Origin of the sequence: Gilvimarinus agarilyticus (assembly GCF_000832015.1) — a bacterium.
In the GTDB taxonomy this organism is placed as follows: domain Bacteria; phylum Pseudomonadota; class Gammaproteobacteria; order Pseudomonadales; family Cellvibrionaceae; genus Gilvimarinus; species Gilvimarinus agarilyticus.
In genome coordinates, this window is sequence record NZ_JXCJ01000001.1 from 3,773,774 (window position 1) to 3,795,113 (window position 21,340).

Annotated in this window: 17 protein-coding genes; 7 read left to right on the forward strand and 10 right to left on the reverse strand. The window is 54.4% G+C overall.

Going from position 1 to position 21,340, the window contains the following annotated elements; all coding sequences use genetic code 11:
• The first annotated feature begins 22 nt into the window (after positions 1-22).
• The 6 genes from SD69_RS18255 to SD69_RS16295 are packed head-to-tail and all read left to right on the forward strand — an operon-like array spanning position 23 to position 6,238.
• The gene (locus SD69_RS18255) at positions 23-934 is read left to right on the forward strand and encodes an EboA domain-containing protein (protein WP_052481282.1); all 912 of its coding nucleotides are present in this window, start codon (positions 23-25) and stop codon (positions 932-934) included.
• Positions 931-1,827, forward strand: a complete 897-nt coding sequence (locus SD69_RS16275; protein ID WP_041524049.1) for a TatD family hydrolase — start codon at positions 931-933, stop codon at positions 1,825-1,827. The genes SD69_RS18255 and SD69_RS16275 overlap by 4 nt, the downstream gene beginning before the upstream one ends.
• A gap of 17 nt (positions 1,828-1,844) precedes the next feature.
• Entirely contained in the window at positions 1,845-2,990 is a 1,146-nt protein-coding gene (locus SD69_RS16280; protein ID WP_084591624.1) for a 3-dehydroquinate synthase, read from the forward strand.
• Complete coding sequence (gene eboE, locus SD69_RS16285) at positions 2,978-4,087, forward strand: metabolite traffic protein EboE (protein ID WP_041524051.1); 1,110 nt, start codon at positions 2,978-2,980, stop codon at positions 4,085-4,087. The genes SD69_RS16280 and eboE overlap by 13 nt, the downstream gene beginning before the upstream one ends.
• A 35-nt stretch (positions 4,088-4,122) precedes the next feature.
• A complete protein-coding gene (locus SD69_RS16290) occupies positions 4,123-5,532 on the forward strand; it encodes an alkaline phosphatase family protein (protein WP_052481283.1) in 1,410 nt (469 codons plus the stop codon).
• On the forward strand, positions 5,516-6,238 hold the full coding sequence (locus tag SD69_RS16295; protein ID WP_052481284.1) for a UbiA family prenyltransferase: 723 nt from the start codon (positions 5,516-5,518) through the stop codon (positions 6,236-6,238). Before SD69_RS16290 ends, SD69_RS16295 begins: the two co-directional genes overlap by 17 nt.
• 57 nt (positions 6,239-6,295) lie before the next feature.
• Here SD69_RS16295 and SD69_RS16300 read toward each other — a convergent pair whose 3' ends face one another.
• From SD69_RS16300 to SD69_RS16310, 3 genes are all read right to left on the reverse strand, one after another.
• Complete coding sequence (locus SD69_RS16300; RefSeq protein ID WP_041524052.1) at positions 6,296-6,718, reverse strand: YidB family protein; 423 nt, start codon at positions 6,716-6,718, stop codon at positions 6,296-6,298.
• Between the two features lie 20 nt (positions 6,719-6,738).
• Positions 6,739-6,984 (reverse strand): hypothetical protein, encoded by a 246-nt coding sequence (locus SD69_RS16305; RefSeq protein ID WP_041524053.1) that lies wholly within the window; start codon positions 6,982-6,984, stop codon positions 6,739-6,741.
• Positions 6,985-7,142: 158 nt separating this feature from the next.
• Positions 7,143-9,068: a pectate lyase family protein gene (locus tag SD69_RS16310; protein ID WP_084591626.1), complete on the reverse strand. Its 1,926-nt coding sequence runs from the start codon at positions 9,066-9,068 to the stop codon at positions 7,143-7,145.
• Positions 9,069-9,542: 474 nt separating this feature from the next.
• On the opposite strand from SD69_RS16310, the gene SD69_RS16320 reads away from it, so the two are divergent.
• Positions 9,543-11,912 (forward strand): glycosyl hydrolase family 18 protein, encoded by a 2,370-nt coding sequence (locus SD69_RS16320; RefSeq protein ID WP_041524056.1) that lies wholly within the window; start codon positions 9,543-9,545, stop codon positions 11,910-11,912.
• Between the two features lie 50 nt (positions 11,913-11,962).
• Here the strand turns inward: SD69_RS16320 and SD69_RS16325 are convergent, their stop codons facing one another.
• From SD69_RS16325 to SD69_RS16355, 7 genes are all read right to left on the reverse strand, one after another.
• Positions 11,963-13,921, reverse strand: a complete 1,959-nt coding sequence (locus SD69_RS16325; RefSeq protein WP_052481285.1) for an endo-1,4-beta-xylanase — start codon at positions 13,919-13,921, stop codon at positions 11,963-11,965.
• Between the two features lie 88 nt (positions 13,922-14,009).
• Entirely contained in the window at positions 14,010-15,356 is a 1,347-nt protein-coding gene (locus SD69_RS16330) for a PepSY-associated TM helix domain-containing protein (protein WP_041524057.1), read from the reverse strand.
• Positions 15,357-15,368: 12 nt separating this feature from the next.
• Complete coding sequence (locus tag SD69_RS16335) at positions 15,369-17,657, reverse strand: TonB-dependent receptor (protein WP_041524058.1); 2,289 nt, start codon at positions 17,655-17,657, stop codon at positions 15,369-15,371.
• Positions 17,658-17,766: 109 nt separating this feature from the next.
• The gene (locus tag SD69_RS16340) at positions 17,767-18,099 is read right to left on the reverse strand and encodes a DMT family transporter (RefSeq protein ID WP_157471815.1); all 333 of its coding nucleotides are present in this window, start codon (positions 18,097-18,099) and stop codon (positions 17,767-17,769) included.
• Positions 18,099-18,866, reverse strand: coding sequence for a sulfite exporter TauE/SafE family protein (locus SD69_RS16345; protein ID WP_041524060.1), 768 nt, complete (start codon positions 18,864-18,866; stop codon positions 18,099-18,101). Before SD69_RS16345 ends, SD69_RS16340 begins: the two co-directional genes overlap by 1 nt.
• A 66-nt stretch (positions 18,867-18,932) precedes the next feature.
• Positions 18,933-20,003 (reverse strand): glutaminase A, encoded by a 1,071-nt coding sequence (glsA, locus tag SD69_RS16350; protein ID WP_232301227.1) that lies wholly within the window; start codon positions 20,001-20,003, stop codon positions 18,933-18,935.
• A 66-nt stretch (positions 20,004-20,069) separates the two neighbouring features.
• Complete coding sequence (locus SD69_RS16355) at positions 20,070-21,326, reverse strand: DcaP family trimeric outer membrane transporter (RefSeq protein WP_041524061.1); 1,257 nt, start codon at positions 21,324-21,326, stop codon at positions 20,070-20,072.
• Between the last annotated feature and the right edge of the window lie 14 nt (positions 21,327-21,340).

Genomic DNA, 21,340 nt, shown 5'->3' on the forward strand with positions numbered 1-21,340 from the left:
CCTAATAACATAGCGAAACTCTATGAACGAACAAATAACAGCAACACTGGCGCAGCTGCTCGAGCCACGCCTGAGCGACGCCGCCCTCGATTTTTGGCAAAAAGCCCAGCGGGAAGTAGCCGCCGGTGCCGAGCGCTCGCGCTTTTCAGCGCTTATATCAATGGCCAGCCGCCACGCCAAGCGCGTACCGCTGGAGCCCACTAAAACCGAATTAGCCGCCTGCCAAAAGGCGGTAACCGGGTGGTCTCCCCAGCGCTGGAACCTGCTAGAGCTGCTGCGGGTAGCCTTGATTTGCACCCGTGAAGACGTCACTGAGCCGAACTTTGCAGAGGATTTTGAGTCTTTATTCGTCTATGCCGACGAGGGCGAAACCTGCGCGCTATACCGCTCGCTTGCTCTATTGCCGGCAGCCGAACGGTTTGTCTGGCGCGCCGGCGAGGGCTGCCGCTCAAACATGCTCAGCGTATTCAGCGCCATTGCCCTGGATAACCCCTACCCGGTAAAGCATTTTGACGATACCGGCTGGAACCAGCTGGTGATTAAAGCGCTATTTTTAGAGCTGCCTCTTCACCGGGTTATCGGCCTGGATGAGCGCCGCAGCGCGGAGCTAACACGCATTGCGCTCGATCTGGCCGACGAGCGCCGCAGCGCCGGGCGCGCCATTGCCCACGATTTATGGTTGTGCCTGGACGCCAACCACGCCGAGCGCAGCCGCGCTCTGGCCGAGCAGTTGTGGCCCGAGGCCACGCCCCTAACCCGCTCGGCCATTGTGCTTGGGCTGGCGCGGGCCGCGCAGCACACAGAGGTACAGCGCCTGGCTGAAACCGAGTCAGACATCGACGTCGCACACGCTATAGATGCGGCGCTGGGCGGTAAGTTTGATCAACAACAATTTGCCCGCCTAATCACAAATAAAAGCGAGACAGAGCTATGAGATTTTTTGACCCGCACATTCATATGGCCAGCCGCACGACGGATGACTACCAAAATATGGCCGCGGCCGGCATCCGCGCCATTATCGAGCCCGCCTTTTGGATGGGCCAGCCGCGCACCAACGTGGGCAGCTTTATCGACTACTTTTCAAGCCTGGTGGGTTGGGAGCGTTTTCGCGCCTCGCAATTTGGCATAGCCCACTACTGCGCCATCGGCATTAACTCTAAAGAGGCCAACAACGAGGGGCTGGCCCGTGAGGCTCTGGAGATTTTACCCAACTTTGCATTAAAAGAAGGGGTGGTCGCCATCGGCGAAATCGGCTATGACGAAATCACTCCCGCTGAAGAGTTTATCTATCAGGCACAGCTTAAATTTGCCGTCGAGCACGACATGGTGGTTATGGTGCACTCGCCCCACCGCGATAAAAAGAACGGGATTATTCGCAGTATCGATGTAGCGCTTGAGATGGGCGTACCACCGCACAAGCTAGTGATCGACCACAACAACGAAGAAACCGTGCAAAGCGTATTGGACGCCGGCGCCTGGGCCGCCTTTACCATTTACCCCAACACCAAAATGGGCTCCGAGCGCATGGTCGAGATCGTGCGCCAGTACGGCCCCGAGCGCATCATCGTCGATAGCTCGGCCGACTGGGGCGTGAGCGACCCGCTGTCGGTACCTAAAACCGCCCATTTAATGAAAGAACGCGGCATCGACCCTGTCGCCATCGAGCTTACCTGCTGGGGCAATGCGCTCGAGGCCTACGCCCAATCCGGGCAAATCGATGTGGACGAGCTAATGCAAGATGCGGTGATCGACCAGTCGCTATCCTACAGCGACAACTCAGTGCTACGCGGGCAACAACCGCGCATAGACGAGCCAGTAAAAAATTAACGATAAGAGCGTGCCACGTGTTGCAGATTGATCAGAGTTTTACCATGACCCATCAGTTTCCGGTGTGTTTTGACCGGGACACCCTCGCGCCCGAGAGCCCGCTATTGCGGGACATTCTTGAGCGCGCCGGGCCCGGCCCACACCGGGTACTGCCGGTTATCGATCAAAACGTACTGCAGGCTCACCCTGATATCGTCGACCGTTTACAGCTATACGCCGACACCCACGGCGAGGCGTTGGAGCTGATCGAGCCTCCCTTAATTGTCCGTGGTGGCGAGATTAGCAAATCCGACCCAACCGAGGTGGACGAGTTTTATCAGCGCACGCAAACGCAAAATATTGACCGCCACAGCTTTGCCTTAGTCATTGGCGGCGGTGCGGTGATCGATGCCATTGGTTACGCGGCGGCAACCGCTCACCGCGGCATCCGGTTAATTCGTATGCCCACCACGGTGCTCGCACAAAACGACGCGGGCATCGGGGTAAAAAACGCGATCAACTATCGCGGCCGCAAAAATTATTTGGGCACGTTTACCGCCCCGTTTGCGGTAATTAACGATTTTGATTTTTTAGCCAGCCTGCCCTCGCGCGATCGTGTATCGGGCATTGCCGAAGCCATCAAAGTAGCGCTAATACGTGACGGTGACTTTTTTAACTGGCTGCACGATAACCGCCAGGGGCTGGCTGCGTTTAGCGCCGAGCCCACCGAATACATGATTATCCGCTGCGCCGAGCTGCACTTAAACCACATTCGCACCAGCGGCGATCCGTTTGAACAAGGCAGCGCCCGGCCACTGGATTTTGGTCACTGGTGCGCGCACCGGTTAGAGGAAATCTCGGCCAGTGAGCTGCGCCATGGTGAGGCCGTCGCCATTGGCATCGCGCTCGACTCGATCTACTCCTACCTTAAAGGCATGATTACGCTCGAGTCGCTCGGCCGTATTCGCGCCACACTCGAGGGAGTCGGTTTTAGCCTCACCCACACCGCGCTCGAATCACTCGACATCCACAAAGCGCTGGAAGATTTTCGCGAGCACTTAGGCGGCAGACTGTGCATCACCCTGCTCACTCGCGAAGGCGCCGCCCAGGAGGTTGACGAAATTGACCACCGTTTAATGGAACGCTGCCGCCAGTACTTACTGGAGGAAACATGGCCGAGCTGACCTACTGCAGCAACATTCACCCGGGCGAGCATTGGGCGGATGTCATGCACAACCTGGACAGCCACGCCCTGGAAGTTAAAGCCCGCGTCAACCCCACCGGCGCTTTCCCTCTAGGGCTGCGCATTGCCCAGCAGGCGGTGTTGGAGGCGGACGACAACGCCATCGCCGAGTTTCGCGCCTGGTGTAAGCGGCACAATTGCTACCTGCTTACCATTAACGGCTTTCCCTACGGCACCTTTCACAATCGCCGGGTAAAAGAGAATGTGTATTTACCCGATTGGCGCAGCGCTGAACGGGCGAGTTACAGTAAACGCTTAGGTGATTTAGCGGTAAAGCTTGAGCCGGACGCCAAGCGCTTGTCGATCTCGACGGTTCCCATTGCCTTTAAACCAGCGTTTGATCCCAACGCCGAAGATGAGTGGGAGCTCGCCTGCGGCCACCTGCGCGATGTGGCCGAGCACTATTATCAGCTCTATCAACAAACCGGTGTGTTGCTGGTGCTTGCGCTCGAGCCGGAGCCAATGTGCGTACTAGAAACTACCGATGAAGCCATCCAGTTTTTTAAGAGGCTAAATTTACCCGAGCATTTACGCCGCCACATAGGCCTGTGCTTTGACTGCTGCCACCAGGCCGTAGAGTTTGAAAGTGCCAGCGATTGCCTACAACGAATTAATGAGGCGGGCATTACCATTGGCAAAGTGCAAGTCTCGAGCGCCCTTAAAGCCACCGGCGATGAGATAAAAAAACTGCTGGAATTTGACGAGCCCGTTTATTTGCACCAAGCGGTGGCCCGTAGTGAGCACACCAATCAATTGCACCGCTTTACCGACCTCACTGACTTTAAACAGGCTTTGCAACAAGGGCAGCACTTTGACGAGTGCCGGGTGCACTTTCATATCCCGATTTTTCTTAAGCACCTGGGCGAGTGCGGCACCACGCAGGATTTTTTGCGCGAGCTTTTACCTCAACTGGATAGCCAGCTACCGCTCGAGGTAGAAACCTACAGTTTTGCGGCCATCCCCGAAAAGTTACGCACCGATACCGTGAGCGAGAGCATTGCCCGAGAACTCTTGTGGGTTAAAACGCTACTAGACTAGCGGCGCGCAACACCACCGAATAAACGAGGCCTAATATGCACAGAACCGTCGTTCTTAATGTGGTCGGACTTACCCGGGCACTGCTTGGGGAGCACACCCCCAACATCAATCAGCTCGCCGCCCGCAGCACCACGGTTAAACCCGTCACTCCGGCGGTCACTTGCTCGGCCCAGGCGACCTACTTAACCGGCAAGCAACCCAGCGAGCACGGAATTGTCGCCAACGGCTGGTACTTTCGCGAGCAAAATGAGGTGTGGCTGTGGCGCCAGAGCAACAAGCTGATTCAGGCCCCCAAAATCTGGGATATGGCGCGGGCGCGCGATAACAGCTTTACCTGCAGCAACACCTTTTGGTGGTACGCCATGGCCACCGATGCCGACTACACCCTAACGCCCCGGCCTTTGTATTGCGCCGATGGCCGCAAGCTACCCGACTGTTACACCTACCCGCTTGAGCTGCGCGAGACACTGAGTAAAAAACTGGGCAAGTTTCCGCTGTTTAACTTTTGGGGGCCGGCCACCAGCATTAAGTCATCGCGCTGGATCGCCGACGCCGCCATGCATATCGAGGCAGAGCATCAACCGACCCTGCAACTGGTGTACCTACCGCACCTCGATTACATCTTGCAAAAAGTCGGGCCCGAAGGCGATATTGCGCAAGATTTAACTGAAATTGATGATTTGGTGGGCGAGTTACTCACCTATTTTAGCGAGCGCGGCTGCCGGGTGATGCTGTTATCCGAATACGGTATTGTGCCGGTCTCGCGGCCGGTGCACCCCAACCGAATTTTGCGCGATGCCGGTAAACTATCGCTAAAGGTGGACCTCGGACGAGAGTATCTAGACTTTCACACCAGCCGCGCCTTCGCCATGAGCGACCACCAGATCGCCCATATTTATGTACAGGCGCACGAGGATATTGCCGAGCTTAAAACGCTGTTTGGCAACACCGAAGGCGTAGCCAAAGTGCTAGAGGGCGCCGAACGCGCCGAGTACGGCCTTGACCACGAGCGCGCCGGCGAATTAGTACTGCTAGCTGAGCCGGACAGCTGGTTTACGTACTACTACTGGCAAGATGACACCCGCGCGCCCGATTTTGCTCATCAGGTAGAGATCCATCGCAAGCCGGGGTTTGATCCGTGTGAGTTGTTTCTCGATCCAAAGCTAAAATTTCCCAAGCTAAAAGTCGCGCGCCGCTTAGCGCAAAAAAAGATGGGTATGCGCTACGTGCTGGATGTTATCTCTACCGACCCAATGCAAGTAAAAGGCTCGCACGGCATTTACGATGGCACGGATTACTCGACGCCGGTACTGATGAGCACGCAAGCAAACTTGATCCCCGAGCATCAAATTCACGCCACCGATGTTTGCGATTTAATCTTGCAGCATATCTTTAGCGATGAGCCGCAAACAACACCGGAGTCCGAGCATGCCGCTGACGCTTAACACTGCCCTTAAACTTGGCCGCGTAAGCAACCTGCCCACGGTATGGATGAACGCCGTAGCCAGTATCGCGCTCACCAGCACCGCACTAGGCACTGGGTTTCCGGTGCTGGCCAGCGGTTTAATTTTACTGGCGCTGTCGTGCTTTTACGCCGGCGGCATGAGCTTTAACGATTACTGCGACCGCCACTGGGATGCCGCACATCAAACCTTCCGCCCTATCCCTAACGGCGACATCAAAGCTCGCACTGTACTGACCTTGTCACTGGCGCTGTTTAGCGCGGGGCTGGCACTGTTATGGTTTGCACCCAGCAGTCGCGGTATTCTGGCTGCGGCCGGCTTACTGGCCCTTATTATTGCCTACGATGTGTGGCACAAGCGGCACTGGGCCACCGTGGCCTTAATGGCCTGCACTCGCTTAGGGGTTTATATGGTCGCGGCCTTCGCACTATCGGGCAGCGCCACTCAAGCAGTGGTTATATTGGGGTTGATTCAGTGTGGTTATACGTTACTGGTTACCGTCGTGGCGCGGCTCGAAAATAAACTCGCCAATGGCTATGGGTTTGCGGTCATACCCTGGATGATTGCTCTGATGGGTTTGGTCGATGGCATTGCGTTGGCAGTGCTGCTCTCGCCTATCTGGCTGCTGGCGGGTATCGCCACGGTGGTATTAACGCGTTGGGGGCAAAAGTACGTGCGCGGTGACTAAAACTCGAACCGTCACTGCCGGGCCGTGGTAACACCCGCCCGGCAGTGGCACACCTAACTAAAATAAGCCTTTTAATAAAGAGCCCGCGCCGGACGAGACTACGCTGCTAAGCAAGTCGCCACCCTCGCTACTTTTATCCAGTAGTTTAGGCAACATGCCCGCTAAACCTTCGGCGGCAGTGTCGGTTTCCATACCAAGCTGGCTGCCAAATTGCGCTACTTTGTCTTCACCCAGCAAACGCTTCACATCTTGCGAGCCTAACGATTGGTTGGCACCATCGCCCAACCAAGACTGCGCAGCAGCGGCCAAACCGCCACCTTGCTGGGCCACCATGCTTAACAGGGCCGGTATATCCAGATCGCCCCCCTCGGTGGGTAGCAACGATTTTAAGCCGCCCATAACTTTCTGTAAGTCTAGCCCTGCACCTTTACCGCCCAGCTGATTTAAGAATATGTCAGCGGCCATATTTAATAAGCTCATCGTTTTGCTACCTCAGGTAATTACAAGCTGGCGATTTCTTTATCAAACAGAGTCGCGGCGGCATCGGTAAACGGAAAATGCGTGCGAATGTACTGCAGGGTTTTTAACTCTGTGTCGGTAACGCCGGGGCCATCTTTGGCGGATTTCATTAAATCCAGCACCTCGTCTTTTGACAAGTTACCCTCGTTGCGGCCGGTAGTGTGTTGCTTGGCCAGCTCCAGTAACTCTTTCTCGTAAGTTTCACCTTCAATTGTGACGTACGCCATATGCTTTCCCTCTATCTAATTCCTTTGGTTAGCTTCATTAAAGCCGTCAACGGCATCGTTAACCTATCGGCAACAATGCCACCGTTTTAGAGAATAGACCGCAATTGGCTAAACGGCCATTGCCTGTACTGTTTTTGCTATGACATTTTCATGACGCCCTAACGCCGGCGTGCCAACTGAGCTTCGTACAGCGACTGGGGAGATAAGATCTCTGCCTGGCCGAGCAGCTCGGTGTAATCTTCCTCTTCTGTACCAATTGCCAACAGACGCTCGGGGTAATCATTTAGCGTCAAATCAGTGCTGACACTAATACTGTCAGAAGTACCTATAACGTAACCCGCGCCGTGATTATAAGCGTAAAGGTTGCCACGCCCACGGGTATTCCAGAACACATTCATAGTGCCTGTCTGGCCGGCACCGGACGATGCCGTAAGTCGGTTGCCCACTCTGAGGCTGTCATTAATCACGGCGCTATCGTATAAGTTGGCCATTGATAACGCGTGATGGAAGTCCGCCCCGCCCTCCGTACAATCATTGCGCAGCTGATTAGCGTAGGACGAACAGACGCGCCCCCCCTCGCTTTTAACCCGTAAAAAAACGTTACCCGACGCGCCAAAATCCCAACTAAAGCTAAAGTTATGGCGTCCGTTAATAGCCTCCGAGTTTTTAATTAAGACTTCATTACTCGCCGATATTTGGTATAAATAACCATTGCCGTTGCCGCCCAGGTGCTCGGCATTCGCCATGCGGGCATCACTGATGGTGACATTAACGCTCTGATCAACCGCAATACCGTGCGAGCGCAATTCATAACCACTTCCCGTTTGGTCATAACTTGCTACCTGCTTCACCCAGCAGTTCTTACAAAATCGCAGCGCAATTAATGTCGATTTGTCAAAGCCGCGCCAAGCGTTTTCAACCCCGACCGCATTGGTTATTGATAATGCCTCCAGGCCATTGCGCTCACCATAGTGCAATGCTTTTTGTACCTCGGGGTTATCTCGTAATTTAACAGGGTAACGAACCGGGGTTTTAAACATGATACGGTTATCACTAATCGAGGTGATTGTACGGCGAAAAAATGGTTTTAATTCGCCGTTCTCCACGTGACTCCAATAGGCCGCACTATTGTGCTCGGCTTTAAAGTCTGCGGTGATTTCCCACGCAATCACTATGTCATCACCAACGGATAACCCTTGCGCCGAACTTAACATCACCGAGGTATCGTTTATGGCGGCGGCTGTTGTCATACGCCAGCTGGTTTCACGCTGATACTGCAAGGGCTGACCGCCGGTCATGGTTAAGTTCTCTCGGTGGGCATTGCTTGTGCCTCCACCATCTTTAAACCACAAGCGGGTTTTTCCAGGCCCCGCTCCACGCAACACAATATCCGAGCCTGTGATCGCCAAGGGCTTATCCAGGCGATACAACCCCTCGGGTAAATAAAGTACGCCGCCACCAACACTTACCGCTTGGTCGAGCACCTTTTGGATATCACCTGATACGTCGGCACTGCCGTCATTAATGACGCTAATCACGTACTCGGCGGTAGCTTTAGGAAGCGCACTCTCGCCATAGGCAAAACCTGCATATGAATAATCTTGCAGGGCAAAAGTCTTACTCGCATCATGAGGGTTTGTAATTGCATCCCCAGGTACCCAGTTCACTCCAAACAAAGCGCTCTGGCCTACCTTCGGCTCGTCAACACAATCTACCGAGGTACAGCCTGGTTCCGGTGAGGGTTCAGGCTCGGGAGCTGGCTCAGGCTCGGGAACTGGTTCAGGCTCGGGAGCTGGCTCAGGCTCGGGAACTGGCTCAGGCTCGGGAACTGGCTCAGGCCCGGGAACTGGCTCAGGCTCGGGAACTGGCTCAGGCTCGGGAACTGGCTCAGGCCCGGGAAATGGCTCAGGCTCGGGAACTGGCTCAGGCTCGGGAACTGGCTCAGGCTCGGGAGAGGGAGTCGTAACAGGAGGCGGCTCCGGCTTTTCAGCGCTACTACTGCCTCCCCCACCGCCACAGCCAAGAATAGAGAGTGTAAACAATGCCAATACCCATAACTCATAACCTCCAACGCGGAACCTCATCGCCATCTCCTGAGTACTGCATTCGTATACATCGGTCGTGTGGCTGACTACACGATGAGTCTACTCGCGACGCAACCGCATAGAGCTGTCGACGCCTGTGACTCCTACCGGCCAAACAATAATTATATGGAATAGAAAATTAAAAAACCGAGAATTTCAGTAATTAAAAGGTAATTTTCATGCCAGTGCTGATGCTTTTTTGATCTAAAGTGCTTATTTCTTTTACAATTTTTAACAAGGTCACAATTTAGCCTATCCATCGTTGACCCGGGCATAGGGTGACACGGCAGAATAAGACAACGTTGTCTGACCAAGGACGCACAACCCCGTAACGGGGGCAACGCCGAAGAGTGCCATGTGTTGCTGCAGGATGAGTAATGCATGGCCAGCGGTTGTGTGTCGAGCCCTGTTGGTGTTGGGAGCGATTTAAAGCAGCCGCCCCAAAAAACATAAACACGATAGCAGGGATACTCCATGAAACTTATACACACGTTTAGCTTGTGCTCGGTAGCGGCGCTTGCCGCACACAGCGTACAGGCAACCGACTGCACCAATCTCGATAACTGGAACGCCCAGGCGGTTTATACCGGCGGCACGCAGGTGCAGCACAGCGGGCAGGCCTATCAGGCAAACTGGTGGACTCAGGGCAACGACCCCAGCACCAACTCCGGCCAATACCAGCAATGGTCTGCGCTCGGCGCTTGTGACGGCTCTGGCCCAAACAATAATCAGGCCCCGACGGCCAATATTAATGGCCCTTACAGTGGACTGCCCGGTAGTGCCATTGCGTTTGACAGCGCGGGCTCTAACGACCCGGATGGCAACATTGCCCGCTATGCGTGGGACTTTGGCGATGGCGCCAGCAGCACCCAGGCATCGCCCAGTCACAGCTACACCAACGAGGGTAGCTACAGCGTTACCCTCACCGTAACCGACAACGACGGCGCCAGCGCTACGGCCAGCACCAGCGCCGCTATCAGTGCCGACTCGGGTGAGCCCAGCGACTGTAACGCCGCCCTCTATAACGCCGGTACACAATACGCGGCGGGCGATTTGGTACAGAACGCCGGGCAAGTGTATCGCTGTGATATCGCCGGTTGGTGTTCATCATCGGCCAGCTGGGCCTACGAGCCGGGCAATGGCGCCCACTGGCAAGAGGCCTGGAGCCAAACCGATAGCTGCAGCGAGTCGGGCAATCTGGCTCCAACGGCTAATGCCAACGGGCCATACTCCGGCAGTGCCGGAAGTGCCATCACCTTTAGCAGCGCAGGCAGCAGTGACCCAGACGGTACGGTTAACGCCTACCTGTGGGAGTTTGGTGACAACAACACCAGCACCGAAGCAAACCCGTCGCACAGCTACGCCAATGCCGGTACCTACCAGGCGACTCTCACGGTTACTGACAATCTCGGTGCAAACCACTCCACGACCGCCAATGTCACCGTGGTTATGGCCGATCAAAACCAACCCCCGGTAGCACAGGTTAATGGCCCCTTTACCACGGAGGCCAACAGCAGCATTAGCCTTTCCAGCGCCGGAAGCTCGGACCCGGATGGCAACGTTGTCAGCTACGACTGGAGCTTTGGCGATGGCAACAGCAGCTCTCAGGCTAACCCCAGCCATAGTTACAGTAGCGACGGCCAATACACCGTCACCTTAACCGTTACCGACGACGAAGGCGCCACCGATAGCGTCACCACCACGGTTACTGTGGGCACAGTGGATACCACTTACGGCGATAAAGTCATCGGTTACTTCACCAACTGGGGTGTGTACGATCGCAACTACCACGTTAAAAATATCCACACCAGCGGCTCGGCCGAAAAGCTGACCCACATTGTCTACGCCTTTGGTAATGTGAAAAACGGCAAGTGTGTGGTAGGCGACGCCTACGCCGATTACCAAAAAACCTACAGTGCGGCCGACAGTGTTGACGGTGTTGCCGATGTTTGGGGCACCAGCGAAGTGGATGGTAACTTCGGTCAGCTGCGCCGGCTAAAAGCCATGTACCCACAGATTAAAGTGGTGTGGTCGTTTGGTGGCTGGACCTGGTCCGGTGGTTTTGGCCAGGCAGCGGCTAACCCTCAGCAGTTTGCTCAGTCCTGTCACGATCTGGTCGAAGACCCGCGCTGGGCCGATGTGTTTGACGGTATCGACATCGATTGGGAGTACCCCAACGAGTGCGGCTTGAGCTGCGACAACAGCGGTTTTAGCGGTTACCGCGATTTAATGCAGGCGCTGCGTCAGGAGTTTGGCCAAGACGCTTTGGTCACCTCGGCCATTGGCGCGGGCGAGGCCAAAATCAACGCGGCCGATTATGGTGGTGCGGCTCAGTATCTGGATTTTTATATGCTCATGACCTACGACTTCTTCGGTGCGTGGGCCAAACAGGGCCCCACTGCACCGCACTCACCGCTTTATACCTACGATGGCATTCCGCAGCAGGGGTTTACCACCAATCACGGTATTGAAGTACTTAAAAGCAAAGGGGTTCCCGCCGAGAAGATCATGCTGGGTATTGGTTTTTATGGTCGCGGCTGGACGGGCGTAACTCAGGCGACACCGGGCGGCACGGCCACCGGTGCGGCGAGCGGCACCTATGAAGCGGGCATTGAAGACTACAAGGTGCTTAAAAACACCTGCCCGGCTACCGGGGCAATTGCCGGCACAGCCTACGCCAAGTGTGGCAATAACTGGTGGAGCTACGACACCCCGGCAACCATTAACAGTAAGATGCAATACCTTAAACAACAAGGGTTAGGCGGCGCATTCTTCTGGGAGCTAAACGGCGATACCGCCAATGGCGAGCTGATTAAAGCCATTGATAGCGGTTTGCAAAACTAAAACCCATCAAAAAAACGGCGGTTTCGACCGCCGTTTTTTTACCCGCTTAATTAAGGCGCAAGCTTGAGAGTAAATGCGCTGTCGCCATCAGGCAGTAACATTACACTTTGCGACTGCTCTTGCCCATCGCGGCTCACTGTCACTGTGTATTTTCCGTAAAATCCCCGATTCACATACTCACCAACTTCGTTGGTAGTACCGCTAAAATCATTCCACCAAGTATCATAAATAGCTTTTTTCCAGGCTTGGGCATTGGGCTTTTCTTGCCAGTTTTGGGTGTACATAGCCGCATTGGGGTTCCAGTGTGCGCCGGCCCAAAATCCCCAGTTTTGCACTCCAACGGTAGCCGGGTGGCTAAAGAAAATCGTGAGAAAATCCCGGGTAAAATCCGCCTGCAAGTCTTCGTCTGCGGTGTTGACATCAAACTCTGTCGAGCGGATTTTTAAATCGGGAAACGCCTGATGAAAGCGCTCGATAATATCGTAAATACGGCTAATTGAGGTTGGCGAGTTGCCAAAGTGGCTCTGTAAACCAATACCATCGATCGGCGCATCATTATCCTTTAAGTACTGTATCGTCTGTTGGTAGTGATCTTGATGGGAAAAGTTACGCCCACCGCCAGACAAAATCGAATAATCATTAATATAAAGTTTATGGGCTGGCAGGTTTGCGCGCGCCTGCTCAAACCAGTCCACCATTACCTCATCACCAAAGGCGTCCATTAAGTAGTGATTATCGTAAGGCTCGTTGAGCACATCCCACTCATCCAATACCGCAGCCGTGGCGCTGGTAATGTCATCGATATGATCAAGTACCTTCTGTTTAGCCTCGGGGTCTGCAGCGGCGGGGTTACCTTCGGGCAAGTAACGCTGCATTAACTCGGGCAGGTTTCTTTTTGAAGGCCACACCAACACATGACCGCGGGTGTAAAAGTCGTGATCTTTAAGCCACTGTAGTGCCGCGATGGTCGTGGTTGGGTTAAAGCTTGTGCCCCACTCGCCCGCCCACGGCGCCCATTTTAAATCGTTTTCCGGGCCGCTTTGGTTAAACAGCTCAAGCACTTTTTCACGGTAGGTGTCGCTATCGCTGCCCTCACCCATTAATAGGTGGCCAACCGTTACCGAGCCAAAGTGGTAGGCGTGTTGCTCAAACTCTACCTTAACGTCCGCGCCACTAACGGCCGCGCCATCGGCATCAAGCACCGTAACGGTAAAGTCACCTTTACGGTACTGTTCGATACGCGTATTTGCCTCTGCTCGCCAGCTGGCATCTTGCTCGCGGCCTACATAGCTCAGTTTGGTAATGGGCAAGTCGTCCACGCTTAGCGTATTGCTAAAGTTAAGCAACTGCACACCGCCCACCTCAAATACCTGGGCGCGGTCGCCGTCACCAAAACCGATTTTGACAATCGTTTCACCCGCCGCCTCGGTGCGCGGCATTTGCAACGGAATAAAGTACTCCTGCCACTCGCCAGTACTGTTTAATTCGTGCTGTACATACTTGGTGTAATCGGGCGTCTCCATAAATACAGTGGCAAAGCCGGCACCGGTTTCGTAAGTGTTCTCCACCGAGCGGAAATACAAATGCAGTAGCAGCACGTCGTCTTCATTTAACGCGGCGGTGGTTGGGTACTGCAACTGGCCATTGTAAAACTCACCCGACGGGTTAGTAACCGAGACGCGCACCGCCTGGGAAAACTGCTCGTGATTGGCACTGACAGTTTCCACCGAGCCTACAGGGCCGTTGTTATCGCCCTGCCAAAATGCGTAACCAGTTGCCGGGGCCGAGGTAATCACCGAGACACCGCCGGCGGGAATATCCGTCACAGGTTCGGGCTGTGGTTCGGGTTCAGGATCGGGTTCTGGCTCGGGCTCAGGTTGCGGCGAGGGGGTAACCGGTGGCGCGCTGCTGGCACCACCGCCACCGCTCCCGCAGGCGGTGCTAAGCAAGACAACAGACAATATCAATAGCAAGGCGGCTAAGGGGCTACGGATTACACGTGTGTACATGGTGACTCCTAACTTTTATTATAGTTAATGTAACTATAAGCTAGGTCGCCACTCAGGTAAATAACCTCGATAGCGCCTTACCGCTAAATTAGGCCGGCTTAGCAAGGCCCAGCCAATCCCGGATGGCGCGAAACCGGCGCAAAATCAGCCACTCCAGCACTAACACGGCAAGTAACGACATGCCCACCAGCGGTAGTGCAATACCCAGTGCAAGTATGATTAGCGAGACGACCACTCCAGCACGACCAGCCGGCACCGAAGCCGGTGCCCCTAGCTTTTTAGCGGGCTTGCGACGCCACCAGAGCACGGTGCCGCTGACGCACAGCAACACCAACCCCAAGGCGGTAATAACGCCCAGTACTTGGTTAAACCAGCCAAACAGCTGCCCCTCGTGAGCAGCAATGCCAAACCCAATCACTCGGTCTAACGTGCCTTTTTGTTCAAAGTTTGACGTCCGCTGCACGTTACCCGTCTGACCGTCGAGCCACACGGTGGCGCGACTGGGACGATTTTGCGTCAGCGAGCTGACTTTGATTAGTAAGGGCTCACTGGCCGCCACCGATAGTTCTACCGGCGGCGCCAGATTTAATTCGCGCGCGGCACTAACCACATGCCCCGATAGATTCACCTGATCAACCGTGAGTGGCCGCCACGCCGGTGCCGCCTTAACCGCTCCGCTGCTCCAGCTTTGCTCTACCGGAGCCGCATTCCACTGGCGTACTTCTTTAAACGCCGCGCCCCACACCGTCGTCCAGGGCAGCCCCGAGATCAATAAAAACAAGGTGAAGCTTGCCAGCCAAAAGCCGGTAACTCCGTGAATGTCTCGCCAAAAAATGCGCCTTCCCTGGCGCAATCGAGGATATAACACGCCAGCGAATCCTTTCGACGTGCGTGGCCACCAGAGGTATAAGCCGGTAACCACCAGGATGACTGCCCAACAGGCGGCGAGCTCGACAATTACCGAGCCCACCGTACCGGCCAATAGCGCGCCATGAAACGCTTTGACCTGCTGCATAAATTGATCGTTATAGGCGATTTGTTTCAATACGGTATTTTGATACGGGTCCACATACACCAAGGTACGCACGCCCGCATCACTTACGCTGATAATGGCCGCGCTCGCCTCACTGGCCGGCAACTGATAGGTCATAAACTGCGAGCCCGGCACCGCGGCTCGCGCGGTGGCGATCTGCTGGTTTACCGGTACTGCCTGCCCCGTAACGGCCAGTTGGTTATAGGGCCGGTCCACCCAGCCTTCAAATTGTGGCTTAAACAGGTAAATAGCCCCGGACAGCGCCAAAATAATCACAAACGGAATGCAGCACACACCCGCGTAAAAATGCCAGCGCCAGAGCGTTCGGTAAAGCCGCTGGCGGCGGGACTTAAGTGGTTCGGCGTGGGCGGCGGGTACAGCTTGATTAACGGCTTGATTCATCGCTTTATCCGCTTACAGGTCGTAGGAAAAGTTAAGATAAAGCGTGCGCCCGGGCCATGGGTGAGCCACGTAGGCAACTTCGTCAGTTAGGTTATCCACCCCCACGCCCGCCTTAAAGTGTTTTGAAAACTGGTAGCTGCTTTTTAACCCCAGGCGGGTGTAGCTGTCTTGTGCGCCGTAAACATTCTCGGCTGTGTCAGTATTATCCAGCCGGCCGTAGCTGTTGCTGGCGTACTGCACACTGGCGCCAATATCCCAGCGATCACTTAAATGATAAGTTGCCAGCAAGTTGCTGCGCCACTTGGGCGTTCGCGGAAATTCGTTTCCTTCAAGTGCGGGGTCGGCGTCATTTTTGCGAATCTCGGCATCCGTATAAGCAACATTAAACCGCACATCTAACGCATCCAACCACAAACCATAAGCGTTGGCGATAAACTCTACGCCACGGGTACGGACATTATCGATAGGAATAAAAGTACGAATGGATGTGCCGCCAGGCAAAGTGGTCGATTGTGACTCAATCGTGTCATCCACATCGTCTTGATAAACATTCAATCGCAAATAGCCATTTTCCAGGTCGCGCTGAAGCATTAAGTTTTGGTGAAAACCATCCTCCGGCTTTAACTCGGGATTGGCTTCACTCACCGTGTTGTAAGCTTGGTATTGGCTAAACAGCTCTTCGACTATGGGAAAACGGTACGCTTGCGCAATCGAGTAACGTAGCTGCCACTGAGGAGCCGGCGCATAGCCCAGCGAGAACTTTGGCGAGAAACGCGCTATATCATTGCCCGGCACCTGCTCCAGATCAAACTCAGGGGTCGCCGCATCATCGTCCGAGTAATAGCCATCATCACTGCGCCAATCTTCATAGCGCCCGCCAAAGCTCACATCCCACTGATCGGACAGCTGCCAGTTAAACTGAGCAAAGACAGCGGCAATCTCGGTCGTACCACCACTACGGCTGGTGTATTGATCTTTACTCGACGCCAGATAATTATCCGAGGCGTAGACGTTGTAGTTAAGCTCGTAAGCTTCGTATCGGGCCCCGGTAATAAAATCGAGCCCGGGAGTCGCCCAGTCGCGAACCGTTAATTTAACATCGGCGGTTTGCCAACCGGTATCCTCGTAATCAGACACCTGACCCGACAAATCATAATCCGGATGCATGGGGTTGGTAGCAGAGCTGCGGCTTATATCCTCTAGGATATCGAACTGACTTGCGTTTGCCTCGATCGTGGTGCGATCCGATAATTCACCCCGCAGACGCAACCCGACCGATAAACTCCGCCGGTCGGCATTGGCAACGTTTAGGCGACTACCGGGTACACTGTAATAGTTGCCATCCTGCTCAATGGTGCCACCCCAAAACGGCTCACCGGTAGCGGTGGTTAAATAGCTATTAGCATCAAAAGTGTCTGAGTGCCGATCTTCGTAAGCCACGTTAAGTAGCGTTGAGAAACGTCCGAATTCATAACCGGTTTTAAATTTGAAATTATCGGTCGTGGTGTTAATAACGCCGGTATCGCCAAAGTATAAGCGCTCCACCTCTTGCGAGTCTGGCCCCATAATGCCACCGGTTACAGTTGTGGCAGAGCTGTCCGCCGGGGCGTTGCCCGCATAGTAAAACGACTGGGGTTGCGAGTCGTTGTCCAAATGGTTATAGGATAGGTAAACACTCAAATCGCCAAACTTATCACCGTAGGATGCAAAGCCTTTGTAGCCGCTAACATCGTCATCAAAACCGTAATCGTTAAAGCTCTGGGTAAAAAACGAGCCATCGATATGAACCTGTCGCTCTTGCGGAATGGCGGTTTCAATTTGCACCACACCGCCCATAGCGTTACCGCTGTACTCGGCCGAAAAAGGCCCATAAATCACGTCGACCCGGGCAATCTCGCTCGCCGAAACCATGGTCCAACGCGGCGCGCCACTCCAGCGTGACTGCAACAAATAATGCAGCGGTACGCCATCGGCAAACACCATCGAACGCGAGGTTTGAAACATATTGGCACTGCGAATACCCAAAGTGCCGTTTGAGTCGCCGATAAACCGGCGGCGAATCACCAGGCTTGGCTCGTACTTGACCACATCCTCGGTGGTAGCGACATTAATACTGGTTAGATCTTGTGGGTGCAGTACGCTGGTAGGGCCCACGCGCTCAGCGCTGGTTGCCTCGTTTTGTGTGCCCCACACGGTAATTTCTTCAACGGCTGGCTTGTTTGCCTGGCCGCTTTGCGCCATTGCCGGCGTTGCAGCCAAGGCCGCGAAACTCAGTGATATTATTTTGTTAGTTGTTTTCATGTTTCTCCCCCAATGTGGCGAGAAACTTTAAGCTATCGATCTATTAGCGCCCAGTGACAAATTGTCGCACCTGCCTGTCGCAGGCAAAACGCCATCACAGATTACCTGCTTAATGGCTCACGGTCTTGGAAAACACATTGATAATAACGACCCCAGTCACGATTAACCCCAGCCCTAACAGGGCGGCGGCATCGAGCTTTTGATCAAACACCAACCAGCCGACCACCGCAATCAGAGCCACTCCTACACCTGACCAAATGGCGTAAGTCACCCCCAGCGGCAAAGTTTTTACCACCTCCGACAAACAGTAAAACGCCACACCATAACCCAGCACAACGATGACTGAGGGCCAGAGACGGGAAAAACCCTCGGCCGATTTCAATGCCGAGGTGGCGATAACCTCACAGACGATAGCCGTTACCAATAACACCCAGACCATAATTACGCTCCCCCCCAAGCAATGACCGACTCAGTAACCAACTTAACGCCGGCCACTCCCAGCAACAGGTAGCAAACACCGTAAAACCATTTGTCGCTCACCCGATGGTGCAAAAAAACGCCTAGCCACACACCCAAAGGCGCCAGTGGCAGTAATACCAGCGACGTGGTAAAGGCACTGAGATTTAACTGCCCCATCGCCACATAGGGCACCAACTTAATAAAATTAACCACACTAAAAAATAGCACCGTCGTGCCAACAAACAGGGTGCGAGGCAAATGCTGGGGCAGTAGGTAAATTGAAATAGGCGGGCCGCCCGCGTGAGCAATATAACTGACAAAGCCGGCAATGGTGCTCCAAAAACTACCGCGCACCACACTCGCTTGCTGCACAGCCACCCGCTGCAGAATATGGCGTCCCCACAAATAGTGTCCGACAAAATACAACGCCATTAGCCCCACCATAAAGCGAATCTTAGTGGCATCCATATAGGTAAACATGGCGGCACCTAAGGCGAGGCCGATCATGGCAGCCGGAAACATAATTTTCAGGTTGCGTTTATCCCACTGGCCGCGAAAGCTCCAGAGGCTAACCACATCCATGCTGCACAGAATAGGTAGTAACACCGCCGCCGCGAGGCGCGGGTCAACCGCGAGGGAAAGTACTGGCACGGCAAGCAACCCTGCGCCGCCACCAAAACCACCCTTCGATAACCCCACCAGCAGTACCACCGGTACTGCTAGCAGGTAAAACATCCATTGATCTATCATTTGCGCGCCTGAGTAACTGCCAAAGGCGCAATTTTACACCAATGCCGAGCGAGTCTATACGGCCACTTACTGAGGCGCTATCTCATAGGGGTTGCCGCCCAGCGCATTAGAGATGTCGGCGATGGCCTTTTGCGCGCGCACACTGTTGCCCGCGGCATCCAATGGCGGTGAGATAACGGCAATACCGAACTTACCTGGCGATACCGCCACAATACCGCCGCCAACGCCGCTCTTAGCTGGTAGGCCGGTTTTATAAAGCCATTTACCGGCGTCGTCGTACAAGCCAGCGGTGGCCATTACCGCGAGAACTTCGGGTACGTTTTCAGTGTGAGTGACTTGTACACCGGTTACCGGATTCTTGCCGCCATTGGCAAGGGTAGCGGCCATCATGCCTAGGTCTTTGGCGTTAACGCCCACCGAGCACTGCCGGGTGTAGATATCCGTCGCCCGTAAGAAATTATCGTCGATATGACCGTAGGCATGCATCAGCGAGGCAATGGCCTGGTTGCGCTGATTGGTGGCGGCCTCAGACTCATAGATATCATTTAGCACCGTTAACTCGCGGCCGGCAAACTGCTCGTACTTAGCCAAAATTTTGCCCCAAATGACATCATAATCGCGGCCTTCAACTAAACCGGTGGTGGCTATGGCGCCGGCGTTGACTAACGGGTTCATTTCAGCGCCCTGATACTGCTCGATAGCCACAATCGAGTTAAACACCTGGCCGGTGGCATCAACCCCCATGTTATCTAAAAAGGTTTTTGGCCCCTGCTCGTCCATCACCAAGGCCATTGTATAAACCTTGGAGATTGACTGAATAGAGACCTCTGAGCTGATATCGCCCACGGTATAAAGCTCGCCGTCGGTGGTCACTAAGGCGATGCCGTAAATGTCCGGGTCCACCTTTGCCAGCGCCGGAATATAATCGGCGTTAGCACCTTCGTCGAGATTTTTATATTTTTCGTAAGCCGCCTTTAATGCACTCTCAATAGCTTTTTTGCTCAAATCGACATCGGCTGCCTGCACTGGTGCGATTGACGCCACGGTTAAGGCCACCCCCATCACCCAACCACACACAGCCTCCATCGCGCTACGGCCAGTTTTGTTACGGGTTTTATCTGCGATCCACTGATTCATCGTTAACTCCCTGCCATTCTGGGCGCTCGCCCATTCAATAAAGGCCCGATCGGATTCACGAGCGGGTTAAAAATCCTGTGTCGAGAAAGTGTACTTAAGCGATAACTGCACCCTATTATCAGTGCCCGATGCACCGCCAAAGTCAGTGCGCTGCCCCCATAGGTACTCCACCCCCATTAGCAAATTTTTGCGGGGCGTATACAACAGGTTGGCCGAGAGATACTCACCTTTTTTAAAGGCGTCTGGTAATTGATACGCTTGGTTATCCACTTCAGTAAAGCTGTAGCCAAACGATGTGCTGTAACGCTCGCTCCACTGATGATCGTAGTAGGCGATCATACCCAGTAGTGGTACCGAGCTTAGCGAGTCGGCATTCGGGCCCTCGGGTGCCATATCCATACCGCCGTCATTCATGTAGCTGGCAATCCCTTCTCCGTACACGGTACCCAGGCGCAGGGTATCGTCGCCAAAGGCAAGCGTGCCGGTAACGTTTAACCCCCACCCTATGTCATTGCCCGAGGGCTCGTTGTTGTCGGCTTGAACTGATTCGTAGGCGACATCGCGCAGAATACCCGCCACTTGAACATGTCCCCAATGGCCGGTGTTGCGGTAGTGCATGGTGACATCCGGCAGGGGTTGGTCACCGCTAATGTCAAAGCCATCCACCCCTAACATGCCATTATCGACATCGTTGCCGGGACTTTCGATCGCCACAGCAAAGGTGTTAGTACCCTTTATGGGCGTCCAGCGAATTTGTGGGTTGCGCAAAAACACCATGCCCGCCGGGCCCCAGTAGTCAATAACATTGGGGAAAACATTGCCGTCCATAAACAGCGAATTGGTTTGCCCGGCGAGAATAGACTTCCATTCGCCGTAGGCATGGCGCACGCGCATGGTGGTTTGACCTTCATCGGCACCAACGCCATACAAATCAAATTCAAATACGGTATGAATCGTGTCCTCGCCTACCGGCAAGTTGGCCTCAACACCCAACCGGCTCTGGCGCACGCTGGCAATGGTTTGTCCGTCGCTGCCATACTGGCCATCTTGCGTAGGGATACGAGAGGGGCGCAGAGTCGCCTCCCAGTTGGGGTTAACACGTTCGAAATCCTGAATCATATCCAGCTGTGCAAAGCCGTACACGACAAAGTTTTTATGTCGCGACTCGCTAGCCGCTCCGCTCTCGGTTACCCGTGTTTGCAGTGCGTCGAGTTGCGCGCGGGTGGCATCCAACTCACGTTGCAACTCATCGAGCTCGGCACTCCATACCATCGAGCTGCAGGCCAATCCCGCCAGTAATGGCGCTTGAACAATCAATTTCACAATGACTTTCCTCT